General features: G+C 54.9%; 18 protein-coding genes and 2 pseudogenes. 12 read left to right on the top strand and 8 right to left on the bottom strand.

Features of this window, described 5'->3' with window-relative positions:
- Nucleotides 1-331 precede the first annotated feature (331 nt).
- On the bottom strand, nt 332-970 hold the full coding sequence (locus JMJ04_RS32425) for a LysE family translocator (protein ID WP_201374563.1): 639 nt from the start codon (nt 968-970) through the stop codon (nt 332-334).
- A 515-nt stretch (nt 971-1,485) separates the two neighbouring features.
- Here JMJ04_RS32425 and JMJ04_RS32420 point away from each other — a divergent pair.
- From JMJ04_RS32420 to JMJ04_RS49070, 3 genes are all read left to right on the top strand, one after another.
- Nucleotides 1,486-1,677: a hypothetical protein gene (locus JMJ04_RS32420; RefSeq protein ID WP_201374562.1), complete on the top strand. Its 192-nt coding sequence runs from the start codon at nt 1,486-1,488 to the stop codon at nt 1,675-1,677.
- Nucleotides 1,678-1,754: 77 nt separating this feature from the next.
- The gene (locus JMJ04_RS32415; protein ID WP_201374561.1) at nt 1,755-2,750 is read left to right on the top strand and encodes a phosphotransferase family protein; all 996 of its coding nucleotides are present in this window, start codon (nt 1,755-1,757) and stop codon (nt 2,748-2,750) included.
- Nucleotides 2,751-3,169: 419 nt separating this feature from the next.
- Nucleotides 3,170-3,361, top strand: a complete 192-nt coding sequence (locus JMJ04_RS49070) for a TraM recognition domain-containing protein (RefSeq protein ID WP_420799536.1) — start codon at nt 3,170-3,172, stop codon at nt 3,359-3,361.
- A gap of 64 nt (nt 3,362-3,425) precedes the next feature.
- Here JMJ04_RS49070 and JMJ04_RS32405 read toward each other — a convergent pair whose 3' ends face one another.
- Nucleotides 3,426-4,550 (bottom strand): ATP-binding protein, encoded by a 1,125-nt coding sequence (locus JMJ04_RS32405; RefSeq protein ID WP_236038684.1) that lies wholly within the window; start codon nt 4,548-4,550, stop codon nt 3,426-3,428.
- 542 nt (nt 4,551-5,092) lie between these two features.
- Nucleotides 5,093-6,243, bottom strand: a protein-coding gene (locus JMJ04_RS32400) for an IS3 family transposase (protein ID WP_420799535.1) whose coding sequence is annotated in 2 segments (ribosomal slippage) — nt 5,093-5,977 and nt 5,980-6,243 — 1,149 coding nt in all. Because the reading frame shifts where the segments join, the coding sequence is not laid out codon by codon here.
- A gap of 139 nt (nt 6,244-6,382) precedes the next feature.
- Here JMJ04_RS32400 and JMJ04_RS32395 point away from each other — a divergent pair.
- The 7 genes from JMJ04_RS32395 to JMJ04_RS32365 all read left to right on the top strand — a co-directional run bounded on the left by JMJ04_RS32395 (nt 6,383) and on the right by JMJ04_RS32365 (nt 10,616).
- Complete coding sequence (locus JMJ04_RS32395) at nt 6,383-6,769, top strand: helix-turn-helix domain-containing protein (RefSeq protein WP_268887411.1); 387 nt, start codon at nt 6,383-6,385, stop codon at nt 6,767-6,769.
- 169 nt (nt 6,770-6,938) lie between these two features.
- Nucleotides 6,939-7,304 (top strand): DDE-type integrase/transposase/recombinase, encoded by a 366-nt coding sequence (locus tag JMJ04_RS32385; RefSeq protein ID WP_201374557.1) that lies wholly within the window; start codon nt 6,939-6,941, stop codon nt 7,302-7,304.
- Nucleotides 7,305-7,316: 12 nt separating this feature from the next.
- A complete protein-coding gene (locus tag JMJ04_RS32380; protein WP_201374556.1) occupies nt 7,317-7,955 on the top strand; it encodes a Mu transposase C-terminal domain-containing protein in 639 nt (212 codons plus the stop codon).
- A gap of 25 nt (nt 7,956-7,980) precedes the next feature.
- Nucleotides 7,981-8,112, top strand: a complete 132-nt coding sequence (locus JMJ04_RS48220; RefSeq protein ID WP_268887410.1) for a hypothetical protein — start codon at nt 7,981-7,983, stop codon at nt 8,110-8,112.
- A gap of 18 nt (nt 8,113-8,130) precedes the next feature.
- On the top strand, nt 8,131-8,763 hold the full coding sequence (locus tag JMJ04_RS32375; protein ID WP_268887426.1) for an AAA family ATPase: 633 nt from the start codon (nt 8,131-8,133) through the stop codon (nt 8,761-8,763).
- Nucleotides 8,764-8,872: 109 nt separating this feature from the next.
- Nucleotides 8,873-9,382, top strand: coding sequence for a hypothetical protein (locus JMJ04_RS32370; RefSeq protein WP_201374554.1), 510 nt, complete (start codon nt 8,873-8,875; stop codon nt 9,380-9,382).
- Nucleotides 9,321-10,616 (top strand): protelomerase family protein, encoded by a 1,296-nt coding sequence (locus JMJ04_RS32365; protein ID WP_201374553.1) that lies wholly within the window; start codon nt 9,321-9,323, stop codon nt 10,614-10,616. Before JMJ04_RS32370 ends, JMJ04_RS32365 begins: the two co-directional genes overlap by 62 nt.
- 923 nt (nt 10,617-11,539) lie before the next feature.
- Here JMJ04_RS32365 and JMJ04_RS32360 read toward each other — a convergent pair.
- A complete protein-coding gene (locus JMJ04_RS32360; RefSeq protein ID WP_201374552.1) occupies nt 11,540-11,908 on the bottom strand; it encodes a hypothetical protein in 369 nt (122 codons plus the stop codon).
- Between the two features lie 448 nt (nt 11,909-12,356).
- Between JMJ04_RS32360 and JMJ04_RS32355 the strand changes: the two genes are divergently transcribed.
- Nucleotides 12,357-12,518: a hypothetical protein gene (locus JMJ04_RS32355; protein ID WP_201374551.1), complete on the top strand. Its 162-nt coding sequence runs from the start codon at nt 12,357-12,359 to the stop codon at nt 12,516-12,518.
- 592 nt (nt 12,519-13,110) lie between these two features.
- Entirely contained in the window at nt 13,111-13,545 is a 435-nt protein-coding gene (locus JMJ04_RS47230) for a hypothetical protein (protein ID WP_236038682.1), read from the top strand.
- A gap of 284 nt (nt 13,546-13,829) precedes the next feature.
- Here JMJ04_RS47230 and JMJ04_RS49065 read toward each other — a convergent pair.
- From JMJ04_RS49065 to JMJ04_RS32335, 4 genes and pseudogenes are all read right to left on the bottom strand, one after another.
- A pseudogene (locus JMJ04_RS49065) lies at nt 13,830-14,303 on the bottom strand (TniQ family protein); the annotation flags it as partial.
- Between the two features lie 127 nt (nt 14,304-14,430).
- Nucleotides 14,431-15,375, bottom strand: coding sequence for a TniB family NTP-binding protein (locus tag JMJ04_RS32345; protein ID WP_201374549.1), 945 nt, complete (start codon nt 15,373-15,375; stop codon nt 14,431-14,433).
- 327 nt (nt 15,376-15,702) lie between these two features.
- Nucleotides 15,703-16,143, bottom strand: a complete 441-nt coding sequence (locus tag JMJ04_RS32340; protein ID WP_201374548.1) for a hypothetical protein — start codon at nt 16,141-16,143, stop codon at nt 15,703-15,705.
- Nucleotides 16,144-16,177: 34 nt separating this feature from the next.
- A pseudogene (locus tag JMJ04_RS32335) lies at nt 16,178-17,806 on the bottom strand (DDE-type integrase/transposase/recombinase); the annotation flags it as partial.

The following is a 17,806-nucleotide window of genomic DNA, read 5'->3' as shown; positions in this document are numbered from 1 at the left end:
TAAAGGGTCAAGAAAAGGAGTAGTGCTCGATCAGCCTACTCCTTCCCCTGCAAGATGAGTGAAAACAGATTTTTCATATATGTCCCCCTTTAATATCTTTACTCTCAGCAAACAAGCATTATGCATCAAATCTAATCAAGATCCGAGATATGCGTCAGAAGAGGGAAATGGCGAGGATATGTGTCAAATTTCGATCATCTATTCAAAGAGGAACTTCATCATTTCCAGCGGGAAAGTTCCCCTTTGAATACTTGAGCACTCTGCCGAGGAGCCTGCGCCATCGCCGGGAAGGCTCCTCGATGTCATCGAGAAAGTTTCGGTTTCTCTCTGCTTACTTTTTCGTCTCGCCTGTGACTGCTGCGGTCACACCAAGCGCGATATACACGCCTCCTGTCACATACCGTTGGACTTGTCGGAAGCGCACATTTCTAGTAAGCAACTTCCCCACGGTCGATCCCAGGAGAGCGTAGAGACAATCCGTACAGAATGCCAGCAGCACAAACAGCGCCCCAAAAATGAGAATCTGCTCGGTCACTGCCCCTCTGGTAGGATCGACAAACTGGGGTAAGAATGCGTAAAAGAAGAGGGCCGTCTTGGGATTGAGCAATTGCACCAGGAATCCCTGGGCAAACAACCGAGAGACGCTTTTGGGAGCGGGTACTGGTGCCTGAGCATGCTCCTGCCGTGAGAGCAGGGTACGCACACCAAGATAGATCAGATAGCCAGCACCCAGGTATTTCACGAGACTAAAGGCGAGGGCTGAGGTCAGCAGCAGAGCTGAGAGGCCAAGCGTCGCTGCAACTGCATGCGCGAGGCTCGCAAGCTCAATCCCTCCAACTGAGGCCAGTCCTGCTCGCCTCCCTTGAGCTGCACTGCGAGTAAGAATATACAAGACAGAGGGGCCAGGAATGAGGAGCAATCCCAACGCCGCCAAGAGAAAGAGGGTCACGGTTGACAAAGCGGGCATCATTACCTCCTTGAGTAAGAGTGGACAATGGATCTTCCTGTAGCATAGCAGCGGTGCAGCCCAGATGGCAAGTAACGGACTCCTTCAAAAGCAAGGTGTTGCCGCATTTTCTCGCCACATTGACGCAATTAGTAAATGACCCGAAGAGTGAGCAGCTCTTGCCCAAGAGAACAAGCTTTTGCCCAGAAGAGCGAGCAGAAGCATTTTGACACCAGGAGGAAGAGCTTCTCACCTGGATTCGCCCATCACCATTTTGTAAATTAGGAGCACATTCGGTGTAAAGATGATAATTCGATGACGCAGTTTTTGATAATTATCTGACGTACATCCCGGTACATCTTTCCCAAGTGAAAATCTTTGAAGCGGCCTGCAAAGCTCTTTGCGGAGTTACTGAAAGAGAACAGCAATACCGCCATTACGTCAGATAATTGTAAAGGTTTTCCTGCATTGAATGAAACAATTTACAGTCACGGGCCTCCAAAGAGGCGGCGAACTGGAAGTGTACGAAGTGCGGCGCGGTGCATGGTTCCAAACGGTATAGCGAATTTTTAGAGCGTGATGTCTTTGTATGGCTCCAGGCGCATCACCTGAGCTATGAGCCTGAAATCCTGGCGGTCGTGTGTGCTCGCTGCCACTGGCGAGAGTACCACAAAAAGCAAGGCGGTCGGCCTCCGTCCTGGCTGCTGGAGCGATCAAGCACCGAAAGCTGATCGCGATAGCGTACTTGTCATGATATAATGGCCCTGGCCGACAATCGGCCAGGGCGAGTTAGAAGGGAGAAAAACGCATGAACGAGCAAGCACCGGTAGTCGTCGAGCCGGCTACCGATCCGGCGCTGCTGAGGACGCTGGCGGCCGCTGGTCTGCCAGCAACCGGGCGCTTTCTTTCAAAGGCCGGCTGGGTTAGCCGCGTGTGGGTCGGCGACGAATACGTCGTACGACTGAGCAACGGACAGTTCCGCGACTCGTTTCGCCACGAGGCTACAGTCGTCAACCTGCTCGCCGGCAGCGAGGTCCCACACGCCCGGCACCTCGCCCACGGCGACGGCCCGGACGGGCCGTGGTGTGTCTCCGAACGCGTGCCCGGCCGAACCATGTACGACGTATGGCCGGCGGCGGACTCGCACACGCGCCAAGCAATGATCGAAAGCCTCGGCTTTGCGTTGCGCGCACTTCACCGCGTTCCTGTCACGGCCGACCTGCTGCCGCCCTGGCTGGCCGACGCGCTCGCCGGCAAGCCGCGGGCTGCGTACCACCCACCCGTAGTGAGTGCGGCGCTCCAGCAGGTCGAGGCTGCCCGGCGACTGCCCGGTCATGACTCGCGCCTGCTCGCGGACGTCGCCGATTGGATCCAGGAGCGGCTGGCGTTGTTCGCCGCCGACGAACCCGTCCTCGTCCATGGTGATTTACATGGATCCAACGTGATCGTCGACCAAGGACGCGTCACCGGTCTTATCGACTTCGCGGAGGCGTTGGCTCAGCCAGCGGATGTCGAGCTCGATACCATCCTGCGCTGGTGCGCGAAGGCGCGAGAATACCCACCCGTACCCGACGAACGAGGGCTCGACGAGACCACACTCACAGAGGTCCCCGGATGGCTGCACGGCGCGTATCCGGAGCTGTTCGAGCGCGAGCATCTGCGCGAGCGGTTGCTCTTCTATGACATGCAGGGGGAGCTCGCGCTATACGCACACCACCCCCTGCCTGACATACGCGAAGCCGCGCAGGACCGCATCGCTCGCCTGCTTTCCGGCCATAACCATCTAGATGGACTCGTCTGGTAGGTCGTCGTCTTCGCGCCTACACGGGACATCGTGACCTGCACCCGAATCTGGGCGTGTGAGCTGGCTCAAGTCCGTCACGGCCGACACCGTCGTCGTACATACGCGGGACGGGCGGTCGATCCGAGGCGTCCTCGTTGGTGCGTACCGCACCGAGGTCGCGCTTGCGCACGCGTCGCTTCTGCACTTCGGCGGTGAGGACCAGCTCGACGGCGACGTCATCGTCCTGCGCGATAACGTCTCGTCACCTGGCGCGGGTGTCGCGCATCACCTGGCACAAGGCAACGGCACGTACCTCTGCGTTGCGGAATCCGGCTCTACGGGATCAAGGCGCCGCTGACGCGGTGCTCGCCGGACGGCCGGCGTCGGGCGGGGACCTGCCGGCAGCCGGACGGCTGATCGACTTTGCGCAGCACCTTGCGATGCTGCGCTCGCGTCGAGTCGCGTTAATCTACGCCGTGCAGAACTTTGCGCAGCTTGACGATATCTATGGACGCGCCCGCCGTCCGACCATTGTGACGAATGCCAACACGCATATTGTGTTGCCAGGCACCGGCCAGGAAGAGGCTGTAAATTGTTTCATTCAATACCGGAAAACCTTTACAATTATCTGACGTAATTGTAAAGGTTTTCCGGTATTGAATGAAACAATTTACACATTCGGGCCGAGAAAAAGCACTAGAAGTTCGCGACCGCCCAGATCATTTCGCGTCTGACCCATCGTGGTTCTGTGGAAGTCGAGCGCCTTTTGCGCCGTTTGTGAGGTTTGAAGTGCAGGATTCCCTTGTGTGGAGAAAGCGCACTGGTGCTGGTACAGTCGGGGCATTGGACCAGGGAAACACCGCTCTCCAGAAACTGCTCCAGGTCAATGGGAACCTCCCCGAAGAAAGCACATTTTGGCTGGGTGGCAGGTTGTTTCTGGCTTTGCTCTCTCTTGTGATCAGACATCTGCTCAAGTGTCGGGGAAAGTGCCTGGCTCTCCTTTTTCGTGTTGCCAGGCTCAGTTTGTGCCGGACTGATCGATGCTGCATCCTGTTCATCGACGCTCGGCCCTGCACCATCAATAATCCGAAATGTATCACGACGAAGCATGAGCAGTTCGGCAGCTCGCTCTAGCGTTTCTTCTTGCACATCCGTCTGCCCATCCTCATATGTCCATTCCAGAGCTGTCGTCACCAATTTCATCAGGTTATCCATTGTTGCACGGCCAGAATTGGTTGGATCAAGAAGCGAGTGGGTAAGCCAGGTGTAGATGATGCCTGACCATTGGCGCAAGTTCAATTGGGGAAACAGTTCCCGGTACGGGGTTTCCAACGTCGCCAGGACCTCGCGCACTTCTTCGGAGGTATGTCCTGTAATTCGACAGAATGGCTCTAACTTGTCCATGCGACGGCGGAATTGCAACCACATGGTCTCAGGCTGATCCAGGATTTCCTTCAGTGGGATCGTGGTTCCACGCCCGGCAGCGACCAGACACAGGCCAAGGCGGTGATTGTATTGTAATCGTCCTTGATCGGTGACTTCCTTGAGGAACATCAAATGCTGGAGCGAGAGATCATGCGCATCATCCACCACAATCAATTTCGTCCCATACTGGTGAAGCTGCCCCATCAGTTTGGGCTTGCGGGTGCGCCAATGGCCGCCAAGCTTGAGTCCCAATGCAGTAAATAACTGGTCTCCCAGTGCTTGTTCATCATCATTGTTTTTGCGGCACGTCACGGCCAGAATCGCCGGAGCACCCGTTGTTTCGACCAGGTCGCGAATGCTCATCGTTTTGCCGCTCCCTGGATCAGCCACAATCACATGCCATGATCTCTTGTGGAGAGAAGAAGACCCAAAGCCGAGATACGCGGAAAATAGGACATAGGAGAAAGGAGTAAAAGAGGCAATAGAGCCAGCCCAGCGCTACCCCAACTATGGGCAAACCCCAGTTTTCACAAAATGATGCAATGACCCCTAGTACGAACACAGAAAAGAAAGCATGAAGCGTTTATCTGTGAATGTAAATGTGTCTGTAAAAAGAAGGGACTATGAGCGACTTATTTGGGCGGACTATTTCTTATAGTCGTTAAAGAAAGAAAGAGGAGAGGCAGATCAGGGGGAGAAGGAGGAGTGTAGGGGAGGGAAAGACAGAGTGCATCGAGCAAAAAGCGTGCAAAAAAGAGAAGCAAAGAAAACGCATCGTGAGAGAGGGGAAGATATGGTATGAGATGTGCGAACTAATTGAATGAATTTTTTGCGAGGTAGATGCGAGGCGCGTCCTAGAGCCATTGACAGGAATGGCTCTTTTTTTTTATCTTGTGCCTGTTGTTGTCCCGCTTTGAATGATCAGATGAAGTGAAAAGTCAACGCTTCATGATCTCAAACTGCACTGGGCTGAGATAGCCCAGCGTGGAGTGCTTGCGCACTCGATTGTAGTAGACCTCTATGTACTCAAAAAGGGCCGTACGAGCCTCCTCATAGGTCGCAAAGTGTGTCCGTGAGGTACACTCTCGCTTGAGGGTACCAAAGAATCGTTCCATGACCGCATTGTCCCAGCAATTCCCTTTGCGACTCATACTGACCAGAATATCATGGTCTTTGAGAAAGGCTTGATAAGCCTGACTCGTATATTGGCAACCGAGATCGGAATGATGCAGCAATCCCGCCGCTGGCTTGCGGTGCTTCACTGCCATCGCGACAGCTTGCTCCACCAACACCTCGTCTTGCCTCCCTTTCATCGCCCATCCGACAATGCGCCGAGAAAAGAGATCTAGCACAACTGCCAAATACATCCAGCCACTTCCTGTCGCGATGTATGTCCCATCAGCGACCCACTTTTCATCAGGCCGCTGCGCCTGGAAGGCGCGATCAAGCACATTGTCCGCAGGCGTTGCTCTCGGATCGGTGCGTGTTGTCACTACACGATGGGTCGTGTGATGAGCCGCGAGTTGGGCCTGCTTCATGAGGCGCACAACCCGTTTGCGCCCGAGAGAGATGCCTTCGTCACGCAATTGTGCATGAATACGTGGGCTGCCATATCGCCCTTGGTGTTGATGGTAGATGTTCACAATCTGTTCTGTAATGGTGCCATCTTCTTGCTCCCTCGCCGAGGGAGGGCGCTTCCTCCAGGCGTAGAATCCGCCTACTGAGACCGAGAGCACGCGGCACATGAGGCGTACCTCAAACTGCCCTCGATGCTGCTCGATAAAACGAAAACGCTCTTCTACGGGTGCGAGAAGATGGCGAGCGCCTTTTTTAGGACGTCACGCTCCTGCCTCAGGGTCTCATTTTCTCGGCGTAAGCGGCGCATCTCCTCAGCTTCTGGCTGCAGATGTCCACTGCCGACAAAGGCTTGTTCTCCATGAGTAGCCAGCTCTGAGCACCAGCGGCTAAGCGTACTCATCGCTACCCCTAAGTCTTCAGCAACCTGTCTCTGTGATTTTCCACTCGTTTTCACCAATTGCACTGCTTCTTGCTTCAATGTCTTATCGTATGTCTGTCCCGTTGCCATCATTTCCTCACTTCTTCTACGACTCTTCACATTCAGTTTATTGAGTCATCCAAACTGGGACAAGTACATGCCAGCACCCAGGAGAGAAAGGAAAGGGAAAGGAAGCCGATGAGAACTCAGGCGAAGACGAGTGCGGAGTTGAGTGAAAGGCAACGGGAGCCGCGCATTGGAGCGGTTTGCGAAGATTCGGCCATGCGTGGAAGAAGGGGTGTCGCAAGCGGAGGTGGCGCGAGCGCATGGAGTGTCGTCCTCGACGGTGCAGCGGTGGATCAAGCGCTACCGAGAGCAGGGATTGGTGGGCCTAGCGCGAGAGGAACGAGCAGATCGTGGGCACAGTCGTGATTTGTCAAAGGAGGAGATCGAGCTGATCGAGGGATTCTATCTGAGCCGACCACGTCCGCAGCTGAGGAGTGTGTATCGAAAGGTGTGTCGGGTGGCCAGGGAACAGGGATGGAAGGAGCCGAGCTATGATCCGCGTGTATCGAATTGTGAGGAGGATGTCGCCAGCCTTGGAGACGCTGGCGCATGAGGGTGCGAAGGCGTATCGAGAGCAGTTTGAGGTCCTGACCCGTTTTGCGCGCGAGTCGAGGCAACGAGTTGTGGCAGGTGGATCATTGCCGATTGCATATCTGGCTGGTGAACGAGCGTGGAAGAGCGTGCAAACCGTATCTGACGATCGTGCTTGACGACGATAGTCGTTGTATGACCGGATATCGGCTCTCGTTGGGGAGGGTTATCAGCCGCGCAAACGGCGTTGGCGTTACGGGGAGCGATTTGGTCGCGCGTGTGATGAGCGTTGGCCCATCTGCGGGATCCCCGAGAGCCTGTATAGTGATCATGGCAGTGACTTTACGTCGAATCATGTGCAAGCCCTGGCGGTTGATCTGAAGATTGAGTTGCTTTATTCCCAGCAGGGGCGACCCCGAGGGCGAGGAAAAATCGAGCGTTTTTTTCGGACGGTGGAACAAGAGTTGTTAGTGGATCTGCCCGGATATGCACGCGAGGGGTGGATTGGCGGTTGCAGGCGGAGAGTGACAGGCAGAGCAAACCAGGGGCGTGTCTGACGCTAGAGGAATTTGACGCGATATGTCGGACATGGTTGCGCTCTGCGCTATCACACGCAGGTGCAGGAGGGGATAGGAGAGGCCCCGATGCGGCGCTGGGAGGCAGGAGGGGTGGTGCCAGTGATGCCCGCGTCGTTAGAACACCTTGATGTCTTGTTGCTGACGTTTTCCACGCGTCGAAGAGTCCAGCAAGATGGGATTGCGTTCCAGGGTCAGCGGTATTTCGATGTGGCATTAGCCGAGTATGTTGGGGAAGACGTGGTGGTGCGTTATGATCCGTCCAATCGTGAGGAGATTGCGGTGTATGTGCCAGAGCTCCCTCTGGCGAATGCATTGGAAGATGTACGAGAGCGGTTTGTGTGCCGAGCGAGGTGCTGGGAGGTGGGAAGAGAGGGGAGAGTTGTTGGGGAGGTGGTGGAAGTGCGTGCGAGGCGCCGTGAGGTGTTACGAAGAGAATTACGAGAGCATCGAGCGAGTGTGGAAGGCTATGTGTCAACGGAAGGAGAGCGCGCGCGGTGGAAGGCAGTGGCGCATCAAGCGGTCGCACGTGGTGAGGACAAAGCGGGCAAGGTCGTGGTGGAAGAGGAGAGAGAGGAACCATTTGAGCAGGAGGAAGAGGAACCACAGTGGAAGAGATATGAGCATGAGTGAGAGCAGGAGAGAGAAGGAGTATCCATTGGAGAAGAGGAACGAGCTCGTTGCGGGAGAACATCTGGTGGTTGGAGGTGGAAGTGATGGTGCTGTTGCTGTGTTCGAGCGTTTTCTTGTGACGAAGGCGTATCAGATGTTTGTGGATGTGTGTGAATAGAGTCGGCAAACGAGGACGATCGGGATCTGTTCTGGGGTGACAGGAGTCGGGAAAACGCAGGCGGCCCGTCGGTACAGCCAGCGGGATGTGATTGAACCGAGATTAGCCCGTCATGTGCTGTCTCCGGATGATCTGAATGAGGCAGAAGTGGTGCCAAGAACGGCATTCTATACGCCGGAGGTGACCGCGACGCCGAAGCGGACGGAGCAGGATGTGGCGTTATTGCGGTGGGAAATCCAGCAAATGGCTGATATGGCTGTAGCCAGGGACATGGGCAAGGATGGGGAGGATGTGCCAACAAGTGGATATATTCGTCCAGGGCAGGTCGATTTGCTGATGGTGGATGAGGCGAATCGCCTGTGTCCGGTGAGCTTAGAGATGTTGCGAGATGTGTTTGACCGGGGGCAGATGGGACTGGTGTTGGTGGGGCGACCAGGACTGGAGAGGATGGTGAGGAGTATTGCGCCACTGGCATCGCGAGTGGGGATGCGTCTGGAGTTTGCCGGGCTGAACGCTCAGGAATTGGACGTGTTGTTGCAGCGGTATATCCAGGGGGCTGGAGTCGAGATAGATGCGGAGGCTGGCGAGTGTTATTTTTCAGCGGACGGAAGGAAATTTTCGATCGGTGCGTCAAGTATTGCTTCAAATTGAGTATTTGTTGCGCATCAATAAGCGGAGGAGGGTGACGATGAAGCTGGTCGATGTGGCATGTGCGCAATTGTTGCGGTAAGGGAGCAGAGGGCTGAGAAAGGGAACAGGTATGGCGTTGAAGTGGCTCGAAGAGCGATGGAGGACGTTGATTCCGGAGTTAGAGAGATGGAGCACGCAAGAAGAGGAGATTCGTGTCATCTGTGAAGCGGAGGTTGCGGCATGGCGAGGGAGAAGCGGTCTGAGGAAGGCAAACTCCTTACGGATTGCGCTGACCCAAACCCGGCAGCGTGTGCGGCAATTGCCGTTAACAGCGGAGAATCGGTGGTTCAATCCACGAACGGGTGAGTGGGAGCATATTGCCCTGAAGGATCTCAATTTTTCTCAGGAGGAGTGGTTGCACATGAATCTGCCCAGCCAGGAGGATGTGCAGAGGAAGGTGGCTCATCCGCTGCGCTTACGAGATCCTGAGGCGATAGTGGCATGTGGAGAACGGCTGTTGCGGGCAAGGTCGTGGCCAGAGGTGGTGCTTGGGGTGGTGATCAATACAGGCGCGAAGCGTGGCAGAAATCGTGAAGACAGGGCAATTTCACGTAAAGACGAAATATTCCGTGTGGTATGAAGGGGCGCCGAATCGATCAGATTTTCGAGAGAGCCACGTTGAGATCCCGACGTTCGCACCCGCGTCCCTGGTGGTGGAGGCTGTGGAGCGTGTGCGTCGGATTGTGGAGTGCGAGGGACTGACGAGGCGTGATGTGAGCCTGAGGTATGGACGAGCGGTGCGGGAGGCGGCCTATCGCCATGTACTCCGATGGGTGCCCCTCTTTCCAGGGGAGCACGATGTCTACACGGTGCTCTATCGCTCAGTGTATGGGAGCCTGGCGCTGTATTGGTATTGTCCGGCAACCGTCTCAACGAGCATCTATCTCGCAACGATCGAAGGGCATCGATATATCAGAGAAGCACCTTCTGCGGAGAGGCGGGATCAGTTGGCGAGGGCCGCCCATTATTTTGATTATGTGATTGCGGATGGTGCCGGGAAGATTGACCAGAGGCGTGGGATTCGATTGGGTGAACCGGATGTGGAAGTGCTTTCGGTGTTCAAGGAGAGGATGCGCTCTGAGGAGAGCAAAGATGGGGTGGTGGGAGGAGACCGTAGTGCTTTGGTACAGGAAGAAGTGGAAGCGCTGACTGATGTGTCTCCCCTGTCCAGCAAGAAGGATCAAGAAGCAAGAGGGTGTGGGTGCCATGATGCCATGGTCGCCGGTGAGCAACAAGGAGGGGTCCTCCTGCCAGAAGGAAGGCCGATGCAGTCGTTGGAGCAGCTTCATTTGTCAGCGGAGACACAAGCGGTGCTGCAGGAAGCGATAGCGTTGACCGGTGCTCCCGATCTGTTCTCGTATCTGCTGGAGGTCGGAGTGCGGGATGCGAGGCAGCTGTGCCGCCAGGCGAGGCGAGGGGAACGTGAGCGCTACGGGGCGCTCCCCACGTCCAAACTGGTCGGGATGAAAGTGCCGGAGGCAGGCCATGAACGGTATCGACGAGCGGTATATACCCTGATGCAGTGGAACAAGACCCACGGTCCGTTGGAGCAGTGGTCTATTACCACGCTCTCGATCCAGAAGTTGGTCGGTGGCCGGAAGGAGGCAATCAATACCTATCTGGAGGCCTATCATGAAGAGATCGCGGAGCATCATCGCAAACTGGACATCAAGCCATCCTACAATAGGAAGGCCGAACCGATTACGGAGATGATCACGATCGCGGAGGAGCCGACGGCGTTTCCCTGGGGAAAAGCTGTTGCGCTGCAAGAGGACCGGGTGAGCATGGCCGGAGATGATGTGCACGCAACGTGAGACGTCCCAGAGGTGTGTATTTCGATGTCCACATGGAGAAGAGTGTTGCTAGGATGATGATGGATGGGATCACAATGAGATGTGCTGTGAGGAAGAGGGCACAAAAAAAGAGAGATCAATGTGGATCTCTCAAAAAAGCTTACCTAGAAAGTATACCTGAGTATCGCGAAAAAATCAAGGGACGGTGAAACTCTAGAGCCGTCGAATATCACGCAGCATGGAGAGACGGGGGGCAGAACCATTCCAGTGCTCTCTACACGCTTTGTCCTTCTTGCCTCAAAAGGTGAAGAGCAAAAGGGATGCTCGACATAATCAGTGATGTGCTGATCAGCCGTGTCTGGTCCGCAACTGACGAGAGAAGCAGATGATTTCTCTCGTCAGTTGCGTGTCTGTTTGCGGGGCTATATATATGTCCCCGTGAAAAATGGCGCCTGTGTTTTTGACGCCTGGGGAAGGCATTCGCACGACGCACGAATGCCTCTTTTCATCTTGTACTGTAGCATGGAATACCGCAATTTGCAATGCCCTAGATGAAAATATGTAAATGCATGAGATAGCTGTCTCTGCATGCGATTGGACGTGAGACGGGATGAGTCGATATTCATCCTGTCCTGACTGCTGTTGTCTCCAACGTTGGCGAAGCTCTGCACAATTGGTGCACACCCCCTGGAAAACTTCGTGGAAAAATGGGTTGTGCGTTTGCCTCTGGTTCAGGTATGCTTCTCTCTGAGGGAGCGATCTTCCCTCTCCTCTGCCCGACGGTGGTCCCTCTATTTCTTCTTCGTCCTTGTTGTGCTTTGCTTATCAAAGGAGGGAACCAGTATGCCTGCAATCATCGAGGGAGAGGAGCCTCGTCTCGCGCCACGCAGCCTTGTTGTGCGTCGCCGTCCGAGGTCCTCGGCGAGGACCTCTCCGGGAAAGCGTCAGCGGTTCAGACGGCGCGCGCCTCTCAGTTCGCCAAAGCGCGAGCGCGGCGTCCCACCACAACCGAAGAGGTGCCAGAATTCGTGCGGGAGGTCGCGCCACAGCCGAAAGCGTCCCGAGGAGGAAGCTGGCTCCTGCCCCTTGGGCTGGGGATGTTGTGTGCGCTGCTCCTGGCCCTTGCCGGGTCTGTGGTGGTCACCTGGAGTAGCACGCTCATGGACGATATGCGCTATGGGTATCCGCGAACGACGCACGTCGACCACATCGTCGGTCATGAACTGGATCCACACGTCCCAACCCACTTTACGGCTCTGAACCTCAGAGGCCAGGTGTTCATCTTTGAGGTGCCCGGCGGCGATTCGCAGCATGTCCGACTCCTACAGGGCCCTCACCTGGTTGGTCCTGGTGCTGACCTGGCACCTCTTCTCCTCACTTTCTCAGGGGATGCGCGCCATCCGGATCTGGTGGTGAGGGTCAATGGCCTGCAGGTCATGTTTCGAAATACTGGAAGAAGGTATGAGTCGATGCCGTAAAAGACAAAGGGCATACTTGTCACGATGGCCACCATTCACCTGGCTCTGATGATGGTCCCTTTCTCGCGCGGCATGGCTATGGAAAAGTGGTAACCGGTTGCCACTTTTCGTAAGAGCACCATATGCAGAGTGAGGAGAAGCAATGAGGAGCAGCGGCTTTGAAAGCTGCTGCTCCTCATGATGCTGTAATGGAATGGGAGTGATCCCTTTGAGCAGGTGTCGGTTCTCACCGCGCGTTGTCGCCCGTCTCACGTAAGATGACGTCCGTCTCAGAGATGGTGTCATGATGGTGTGCGAGAGGACGGCGCGAGGCGCGCTCCTGGTGAGCGCGAGAACGCCGGGAGTTGGGAGGAGGGCGTTTGGCGGCGGGCCTGGTGCATGTCGCTTGCGCGGGCAAGAGAGTGAGGTCGATGGTATGGATCTCCTGGGTGAGCTGTTGGCCTGAACTTCCTTCCCCACGGCAGAGATTCTTCTCGCCGTAACATCTCCATTTGTAGAATCCCCAAATTCGTGTCCTTGGCTCAACTCACCTCAAGGAAAAAATCCCTCTCTTGGTGCCATGAGAAAAATGCAAAAGAATGTTGGAAAGTATTAAGGGCATTTCAGATGTAATATATTGTGCATGCGGCATATTTGTTCTGTAAATGTTTCTGTAGGATCTCATAATTAGTGTCTTTGCCTCAGCTCGCCTCATATGAAAAATCCCACAAATCCTGTCTTTGCTTCCCACAACATGTGTCATTTTCCTACAGAATTCCCACAAAACATGTCTTTACCCTCCAGCGTGTTCCTGGCTTGGTGATGGCGGAGTCGGCTGATAGGCTTCTTTGCGCGCGATAAGTGCGATGGGAGATGGGTCCAAAGACAGGAATTGTGGGAAGAAAGACACGATTGGTGGGATCCTACTTGGCGTCTGTGCAGGAGAGGAGTTTTGTGGGGAATCCCAGAAATAGTGTCCTTGAGGTTCCTGGACTGCGCTCTCTGCTGGGTCATCAGCTGCCAGTTTATCCTATAGTCATTAGGCATATTGAGGTGTTATGGGAAGAGGAGGAGGCGGTATTGCAGGCGTCGAGGTGTTCTTGGATGCGGTGCTCAAGGGTTTGCAACGAATAGGTTGGTTGATACTGCTGGTAGGCGTGGGAGACGATGGCGAGGGCGTCTTTGGCGAGGTCGCCAAGGAGGAAGTGGTGGGGGAAGTTGTCAAAGGCATGCTTTTTTTTTGTTTTCCGAGACCAACATGCGAGGACATCGAGAAAGGCGAGGAAATGGTCGGGCCAGGCGCTAAAGATCCAGTGCGTGATGGCGACTTGGAGTGGGGGGACCGCGTCTGGATAGGGACGTTGGAACAGCTGGTTGGTGTGAAGGAAGGCGGTGAACGCGTTGGGCAGCAACGATTGAACGTCAGCGGGTTGGAGACGATGGAGGCTGATACAAAAGGCGCGCAGAAGCGCAATATACTGCTGCGGTGGTAAGAGGGTGCGTGGATCATTGAGCTCCAAAGGAATAGATGGATGGTCAAGAGGAGGAAGAACGCCAAGAGCACGGAGGTCAACTGATCCCCAGAGACCAACCCCATGGCTTCTGGTGCGATGCGCAGCGTTACTGTGGAAGCATAGGAGTGTCGGCAATAGGGACAGGAGGTTGGATCAAGCCGTTGTGAGGGAATGCGCCTGGAGCAGTGTGGGCAATGTCGCAGGAGCAGCAGCCTATGCTTGTGACAGGTCAGCAGGTATCTGGCTTTCCAGTACAGGCGGTCATAGGCGACCTCCTCCTGGAGGCAGAGAGGGCAGATTTGTGTGGTCTGGTTGGGAAGAAAAAAGGTGCGGTGAAGATCTCGTTGAAGCCGCGGTCGCTCAATAGGATCGTGGTGGAGGGCTATTTTCGGTTTGAGATACTCAGTGAGGCCGGAGCGCCAAGAAGGAACTTTGATGACGGGAAAGTATTCGAGGTGCTTAAATGGGGCCGAGAACCGATGTAAGGTCATCTGGTAGAGCGCTTCCTCACTGAGAAGAAGAAGATCTGAAAGGAACCGATAGTCAGCTCGCTCAGCGAGCAGAGACACCTGAGAAGAGGCAATGCGGAAATGACTCATCTCAGGTTGAATGACCTGATTCACGCGTTCGTAGTGCATCTGTTTGGCGGTACGGGTGAGGAAGGAATGCAGGTCTTCCCAGGGTTGTGGAGGAACGCGCACTGGCAGTGGTGCGATGCTGTGTGTGGTGGTGTGCATGTGAACGTGTCTCTCCTGTTTTTCTCGCGCACGTGTGAGCCTATGAGCGGACTGTCCGTGACAGGGTGTGCGCCATCTCGGCGTCGTGAGCGCAGATGGCGCGTTTGTGGCCGGAAAGCCTGGGCATTTAGGTAAAACGCTTGACCGAAAAAGGGTTCATTTTTTTCTCGCCCATCACGGTGCCAGCAATGCAGGCGTTATAAGCATGCTCTAATAAGATGCGATTGAGGGTGGAGCAGCCCTGGGAGATAGCGAGGTGCGCGGCATGGCGAACCAGATGCATAATCCAGCCGAGATATCCATTGGTGGCATAGTGAAAGCGATAGGCCATGTCCAGGCTTCCCAACCCTGAAGGATCAAGGGGGAGTTCGAGATCAATGCTTTCCATAAGCGTGCGGAATTCGGCGGTGGTTTTGGATTGGGAGCGGTCCCAGGGAAACGGGGTCATATAGCGAGGTGTCCCGACGCGTCGGCTGAGTTGTGGATTGGTCTGAAGGATAGGTTCTGCTTCCCCTTTTTGCCCGATAAGAATCATCGGGATGTTGCTCTGATTGATAATATCTTTGAGGAAATCCGTGACGGCGTTGAGGACGCGGAGGGTGTCTCGGTCGAGAATGTGCTGGAACTCATCGACGAAGATCATGCGTACCTGGCAGCTTTTGAGCAGCATGTGCAGGCGAGTGACCATATTCCATTGGGTGCCACGTCCCGGGTTGGGATCTCCCAGGGTGGAGAGAAACGCCGCAGCGGTGCCTTTAATACTGGCCTTAGCGGGAACGGAGACGTAGAGATAGGGGATGATACTCCCTTGCGGTGTTTCGCTGCGCGTATTGTTGTTGCGTGCTAACCATTCCTGGACCAGGGTGGTTTTGCCAGCTCCAGTCTCGCCAAGAATGGCCAAGCAGGGTGGATTATGTGTGGAGCTGCTTTGGGTGAAGCGATTGCAGTAGTCGAGTTCTGCAAGCAGGGCGGTAAATCCTTTATGCATGATGAGGATGTGATCAATGATGGCGTAACGTTCAGCATCACTGAGAGTTTGCCATGCGGGTGTGGGTGAAGGATCCTGTGTCATGGTTTCTTCGTCTCCTTGGCGCGGTTACGAGCGCCAGTGTGTGGAACGAACGGCAATTCCAAAGGATTGTTGCCGTTCAGTAATGGTGGTTGTGAGTTCTGTTATGGAAGTCAATGGGAGTTCACTTGTGTGTTCCTGCTGACCTGTGTGTAAGGGGGGATATGTTCCTCTGGTTCCTGGGCGGTGGCCGATGATTGGCCCTGTCTCGCTCTCCTGTGTCTTGGGGCTGTGGTCGACTTGCGCGGTGGACGCTGTTTCTTGTCGAAAGGGGTACACTCTTCGAACGAAAGAGGCGGGAATGGCTCGAATGGGGTTTGTCCATTTTGGTCAGGCTGGAGGAAGACCTGCTCCTGTATGTCCCGAGAGGGCAGAGAGATCGGCAACACCGGCGAGTGTTGTGGTGGTTGAGTGGTAATGTGGGTCCATTGCCTCGGCTTCAAGAGAAGATTCCAGCGGTGCATGTTCTTCTGTGACCTCTCTGTTTCCGTCTTGCGATGTGTCCACTGGAGTGTTGATGAACGTCTCGGCAGCCGCATGCGTTGATGCATTGATCCATGTCGTCACTTGTTCATTCCACCAGCGTGTCATGCTCTGGCGGGTGCGAAGCTTGCGTGTCAGACGTATCTCATCCGTAATACATTGCTGCAAGCGCGCTTTGGCGAGCACAAGAGCCTGCTGATTGACCTGGCGCTTGAGTTCCTCCTGAACATAGCGTTTGATGACACGATGTTTCCATAAGGAGAGCTGTTGGGTATAGTCTTTGTCCACGGCTTCCACTTCGAGGTAGCGGTTGGAAAAAGGATCAAGGACCCAGATGCGTGAGAGGTCTCCTGGATAGTATTTGATGTGGACGATGCCTTCTTTGATCTCGTCTTCCCGATGGCGAGCGATGGCGCTGTGCGTTGACCGATATGTTTTGGCACGTGCAAGCTTGCTGCGAAGTGCGGCCAGCTTGGGTCCTGATAGCGTAGCTGTTCAAATTCGATGCCATAGTGATGAATGGTGCGTGTGGCGGTTCTGCTGACCAGGACCAGTAAGTCATTGCGGCTGGGGGGAAGACGTGGAACAAAGTGTTCTTCAAGCGCTTGCTCCCAGAGCCTGGCGGGTATTCCTTTCCCACGGGGATGGCCTCCCACCCCGCGGTGAACCTCTTGCGTATAGACATCGACAATCCAGAGATGAAGCAGTTCCCAGAGTTTGTCGAGCGTGATACAGGCATGGTGCTGAGATTGATAGTCACCGCGTTCGAGAAAGTGAGAGAAGGTGGTGCAGGCGTGACGTGAATGAGATCGGTATTGAGCGTGCGAAACCACCGTTCAATACTGCCTTTAAACCAGGGTTTGCGTACTGGCATGTGTTGGAGTTCAATGCCCAACTGCAAGCACGCGAGCTCTAAATCTCGATCAAGTTCCATGCCATTATCGACGACGAGCACTTCTGGAATGCCAAAGGCCAGGTAGGCATGTTGGGTGTGAAACTGTGTTTGCACATGCTCTTTTGCAAAAAGGCATAGAGCATGCACTCCATGGCCACACGATACGAGGGTGGGTCGAAACTGATAAAGACCCAAGAGGGTAGCCGGTGTACTTATCGCGGATAGCTGCGATGGTTGGCCGTCCGATAGGGAGGCGATCATTGGGATCAACAACGAGAAGGTCGAGGCGCGCGAAGTCGAGTTCTGCTCGCTGATTGGGCCGGGTGTGGAGAGGACGAGTTGGGTCTGATGGTGCTTGCGCTGGGCATGCGCTTTCCCCAATCGAGCCGTGTCAACGTCCAAGGCGTCAAGCCGCTGAATGTAGCGGTAGATCGTCATGTTGCCAGGAGCAAGAAGATGTTCTTCCGCAGGTCGTGTCGCATTCTCAAGAATGATGCGTTTCTTAAAGGCTGTGATCACATGCGTCACTGGAGCGCGAACGTTGGTCAGATATGTTTCTTTGATGGCTTCTTGCAAGAAATGTTCAAGAAGAGGACTGAAGCGGTGGTGGCGAGGACCACGTTGATGATAGGAAGGGACCAGGCTACGAATGTCTTCGTGACTCTCTTGGTAGCGACGAATCCAACGCGAAACCGTACGAGGGGTGATGTCAAAGAAGGGAGCAAGGTGAGGGGATGATGCAAGCATGGTTTGATGTTCCTCAGGCTCAAGTGGCTGAGGCGTGTGTGGAGCACTGGCCGGATTGAGAGACGAGAGGTATGTTTGAATACGTGCTTCGACCACCTCTTTGGTGCGCTGGCGAGATGATAACAGAAGGAGTGGACGAATCAATTGATAGCGATGTCGCGCGATCTCCTGGAGGTGTGGTGGCAAGTCAGCAAGTTCGGTAAAGGTCGAGCGAGTCTTGAGTGGTGTCGTTGCTTGCTCGTCCAGGTTGGGTCCTTCGCGAGCAAATTCCAGGGTGTTCTCTTGCCAATGGTGCCAGAGTTCGGCGAG

This window comes from Ktedonobacter robiniae, assembly GCF_016587375.1.
Taxonomy (GTDB): domain Bacteria; phylum Chloroflexota; class Ktedonobacteria; order Ktedonobacterales; family Ktedonobacteraceae; genus Ktedonobacter; species Ktedonobacter robiniae.
This window is presented reverse-complemented; position numbering and strand designations above follow the sequence as displayed.